The sequence below is a fragment of the Sphingobium sp. genome, from assembly GCF_035511395.1.
Lineage (GTDB): Bacteria > Pseudomonadota > Alphaproteobacteria > Sphingomonadales > Sphingomonadaceae > Sphingobium.
Map to the genome: position 1 here is coordinate 1 of NZ_DATKFP010000173.1, position 4431 is coordinate 4431.

Annotated in this window: 5 protein-coding genes; 1 reads left to right on the forward strand and 4 read right to left on the reverse strand. The window is 60.9% G+C overall.

Annotated features, from left to right (window positions below; all coding sequences use genetic code 11):
• Nucleotides 1-401: 401 nt before the first annotated feature.
• Nucleotides 402-830: an organic hydroperoxide resistance protein gene (locus VMR39_RS11695; RefSeq protein ID WP_325416139.1), complete on the reverse strand. Its 429-nt coding sequence runs from the start codon at nucleotides 828-830 to the stop codon at nucleotides 402-404.
• A gap of 437 nt (nucleotides 831-1267) precedes the next feature.
• Here VMR39_RS11695 and VMR39_RS11700 point away from each other — a divergent pair, with 437 nt between their 5' ends.
• Complete coding sequence (locus VMR39_RS11700; RefSeq protein ID WP_325416135.1) at nucleotides 1268-1987, forward strand: hypothetical protein; 720 nt, start codon at nucleotides 1268-1270, stop codon at nucleotides 1985-1987.
• 29 nt (nucleotides 1988-2016) lie between these two features.
• Here the strand turns inward: VMR39_RS11700 and VMR39_RS11705 are convergent, their stop codons facing one another.
• The 3 genes from VMR39_RS11705 to VMR39_RS11715 all read right to left on the reverse strand — a co-directional run.
• A complete protein-coding gene (locus tag VMR39_RS11705) occupies nucleotides 2017-2166 on the reverse strand; it encodes a hypothetical protein (protein WP_325416136.1) in 150 nt (49 codons plus the stop codon).
• Nucleotides 2167-2301: 135 nt separating this feature from the next.
• A complete protein-coding gene (locus VMR39_RS11710; RefSeq protein WP_325416137.1) occupies nucleotides 2302-3681 on the reverse strand; it encodes an FAD-containing oxidoreductase in 1380 nt (459 codons plus the stop codon).
• A 449-nt stretch (nucleotides 3682-4130) separates the two neighbouring features.
• Nucleotides 4131-4431, reverse strand: a 301-nt coding sequence (locus tag VMR39_RS11715) for a DUF308 domain-containing protein (protein ID WP_325416138.1), incomplete at its 5' end; no start/stop codon positions are given.

Consider the following 4431-nt stretch of genomic DNA (forward strand, 5'->3'; position numbering starts at 1 on the left):
GCTTCCACACATGCAGGCCCGCCCTTCCCAACCGATCAACCCTGTTCGTGTGGACAAGGGGGATACTGGAACCAGGGACGAAAGCCCGATCTGCCGGGGCAAGGCACGACATCGATGCTTTCCTCGATGTCCTACTTGCTGGGGATGAAGGGACGGACGTGGCCAGGACGATAGCTTTCCCAGCCTTGGGAAGAAGGCGACATCGTGGAACCCGCGTGACCTTCTGGATCGTCCGCGTCGCAGAGGACGCCCGGACGGTTTGGACCAGACGCGCGCCCCGTCAGTGGTTCGAAAGGAAAATGGCGGCGCTGTGAGTAAGCAAAATCATGGAAAGACACAGGTCGATCCTCCTGCTGGCTGGATGGTCCAGCTTGGCCCCTCCCCCCTTCGGGCCATCTGGTTCAAATGATCGAGATGACCACGTCGACATTATTCCTTGTCGCATGCGAATAAGGGCATTGCTGGTGCGCATCCTGGGCGACCTGCTCGGCGCTCGCGCGATCGACTCCTGGAACCTGCACCGCAAGGCTCACGACGAGGCCAAAGCCATCTTGGGAATGCGGGCCGATGCCCACTGTCGCACGAACAGTCGTTTCATCAGGCATGGTCAGCCCACGCTGCTGAGCCACCAACTTCATCGCGCTGAGAAAACAGGCAGAATAGCCCGCTGCGAACAGCTGTTCGGGATTCGTGGCATCCGGCGCACCTTCCCCGCCCAGTTCCCTTGGCGTCGAGGTCGCAAGGTCGATGACATTATCGGGGGTAGTGACCCGTCCATCGCGACCACCGATGGCGGTTGCCGAAGCGCTGTATCTGGAATCGACAGGCATCATCCATGATCCTTGTGCAATTGTATCGAAGAAGGTGCGCGGCGGGATCGCAGAAATAACAGGACGCGCACCTGCCGGAGGATGTCGATGCTACCCGACGCTGCATCCTCCCAGCCGGACGGACGAGGCCGCAACGCAGAGGGCTTTGCGTTCCCAAGCCATCGCCGGCTTGAACTGGAAAAGGCATCAAGTCCGCCTCCAAAAATATTGTTTTCTTACCTTCCTACTAGAAGGTAGACATGGCTCGGTCAAGCGTCTAATCCTCGGCGCATCGCCGGCGAAAGGCGCCTCGTCTTTGGTCGCTGGGCCTTCGACGCCGATGATGTGTTGCGCGCGAACGACGGAGCGTCGTCGAATTACAGCCTGGCCCGCCCAGGTCGCTCGCAGTTGCGAAGGCGACTTGCACTTTCCAGTTTAGACGGATCAAAGGAACTGCAATGAAAGCCAAGACGATCATCCTCCCTGGCCTTTTGGCCGCATCTTCGATCTCATCGGCCAATGCTCAGCAAGCCTGGCCCGACAGCCCGGCAGGGCGCCTTGCGGTCTTGGCGGAGTTGCAGACACTGAATGCCGACCTGCTCAGTCATCCCAGTGCGACACTGACCTTGGAGCGATGGTGCGCCAGGCACCGTATGGCGAAAGAGGTCCGCATTGTCGCGGATCGCAAGACGGACGTGAACCTGCCGGCCTCCCAAGAAATCAGGAACCAGTTGCAGGCGGGCCCGAAGGATCGGGTCGCCTATCGCCATGTCGAGCTACGGTGTGGCGAGCATGTTCTGTCAAAGGCCGACAACTGGTATCTCCCCGCACGCCTGTCCGAGGAGATGAATCATCTTCTGGAAACGACCGATACGGCCTTCGGGCATGTGGTGCAGCCGCTTCACTTCAAGCGCAGGACAGTGGCTGCCCGACTTCTTTGGTCGCCTCTCCCGGAGGACTGGGATATCAGCGGCGCAGCGATGGCAGATGGCACGGAAACCAGCTCCCTTGCGATCGGCGAAAAACTTATCGAACACAGGGCGATCCTGACACGCGAGGACGGCTCGCCTTTCAGCTTCGTGATAGAAACCTACACAGGTGCAATCCTCGACTTCACGCCACCTCCAGGCTTGGTCGAAGCTTCGAATATGACGAAGACAGCGCCGGATCGTCGCTAACAAGCTGACGGCCACGCGGCTCCTTCCTATCAGATCATGGTCTGGCCGGCGTCATCCGGCATCCCGGTCAGGCCACTCGCCTTGCAAAGGGCGGCCCTATAGAGGCGATAGCCATCGAGGAACACCGTATCGACATGGCGCAAGGCGCCCAGATCTTGTGAAACACCGCACTCGACCATGACCAGATGTCGCCATGTCTGGCGACGGGCGAACTGATCGTTAGTGACGCGGGCTCGCAGGAGACAGCCATTGTATGGCGCCCCGCCTCGCCCCTCTTGAGCAGGGGATGCGGCCTGTGAGGTGAGGCGGCCGCGTCAGGTCGGTGCGAGATCCAGGAGCAAGGTGGGGATCAGTTCCGATACCGTGGGATGGATGGGCACCGCCCAGCGCAGGGTATCGATCGTCTGCCCTGCATGCATCATGTCGAGTAGCCCGTGGATCGCCTCATCGCCGCCTGTACCCAATATGGCGGCGCCAAGGATATGCCGCGTATCCGCGTCGGCGACGATCTTCATGAAGCCGAGCGTCTCGCCCTTTTCCACCGCCCGCCCAACCCGCGACATCGGCCGGCGTGCATGAAGGAGCCGGCGACCGCTTTCCCTCGCCTGCGCTTCCGTCATTCCGACACGAGCAAGTGGAGGATCGATATAGAGTGCATAGCCGGGCATTCTCTGGCTGATGCGGCGATCTTCCCCATCCAGCAGGTTTGCAGCGACGATCTCGAAATCATTATAGGCCGTATGGGTAAATGCGCCGCGTCCGTTGCAATCGCCTAGCGCATAGATACCTGGGACGTTCGTCCGAAGCTGGTCGTCGACGACGATATAACCACGTTCATCCGTCTCGATGCCGGCCGTCTTGAGGCCAAGATCCTCGGTATTGGGCCGCCGGCCGATCGCAAGCAACACATGGCTGCCCACCACCGGCCGGCTGTCGGCTTCACAGTTGACGGACACCGCGATGTCATCACCCGCTTTTGCGAAGGCGAGGCAGTCCGCGCCGGTGCGCACCTTTATGCCTTCCCGTTCCAAGATTGCGCGGACTTCTTCCGAAATGTCCGGATCCTCCCTTGCGATCAACCTTTCCATCCGCTCGACGATCGTGACCTCAGATCCGAAGCGACGGAACATCTGTGCGAATTCGAGTCCGATATAGCTCCCGCCGACCACGATCAGATGGCGAGGCAATATGTCGAGCGCAACCATGTCAGTGTTGTTCAGGACGCCAACGTCATCCACGCCTGGCATGGCCGGGACGCTTGCTCGTCCCCCGACATTGATGAAAATCTTGGGTGCAGTGAACTGTTGTTCGCCGACCTCCACCATATTCGGCCCGGCAAAGCACGCATGCCCCCGTATCAGGTCGACATTGGACATGCCGCGTAGCCAATTTTCGTTACCGGCGCGCCCGTCCCCGATCACCTTGGCTGCCCGGGCTGCAACCGCAGCCATGTCGACCTGGACTTCGCCGTCGATCGAGAAGCCATAGTCACCACCTCGCCGCGCGACATGGGCGGCATAGGCGCTCGCAACCATCGCCTTGGTAGGACGGCAACCGGTATTGACGCAGGTACCTCCGACAAGATGCCGTTCGATGATCGCGACCTTCATGCCGGCATCGCCGAGGCGCCCGGCAAGCGAGGGCCCTGCCTGGCCGGCGCCGATGATGATCGCGTCATAGGTGGCCGGGGTCATGGGCGGCCCCCGGTGATCTCGGGACATTCCCGCGACGCCTCCGACGAAGTCACGACACGCTTGTCATCAAGGGACATATGCATTTCCTTATTGCGCTAGACATTGTCACAACGCCGATCCGGCAAAATGGGTCAAAGCCTGCAAGCACGGAGCGAACGGCGCCATTGATGAATAGGCCAGCCCGCAGCCGGGCATGGGGCGATGGCCAGGCGCGATGGCCTGCAACCGGCGAGAGGTCGGGAACCTTCGCGCCATGAAAGGGCCGACGGTCTCGAAGAACCCATGATCGATATCGTTCTCGCCGAGGCCCGAACCGATCGCCTATTGCTTGTCTAAAAGGGTGTGCGCTGCCGCCGGGTCAAGGGGGTTGACGGCAGCGCACATGAGCAGGACGCCCATCACGAGGCGGGGGGGCCAAACGTCCTGCCCAAGGTCAGTCTCTCAAGGCCTCAACTGGCCGTGCTCAGGGTGCCCCTGCGCGCATCGCTGACGGTCAGCCAGATCGCAGAGACAAGGAAGTAGAAAGCACCGAAGGCAGCATAGGGCGCCACCGTGGTGATTCCCAGCATCTCGGCGCCGGCAGCCTGCTTCACCATGAAGCCTCCAGCCAATGCCGACTGGGCACCACTGAGGATCATGGCCCATTGCGCGCCATAGGACTTCCATCGGCCCACGCCGGTGACCAACTGGAATACGCCCGAAAGAACCGCCCAGATGCCGAATATGAAGATCACGCTCGCCATACCCTTG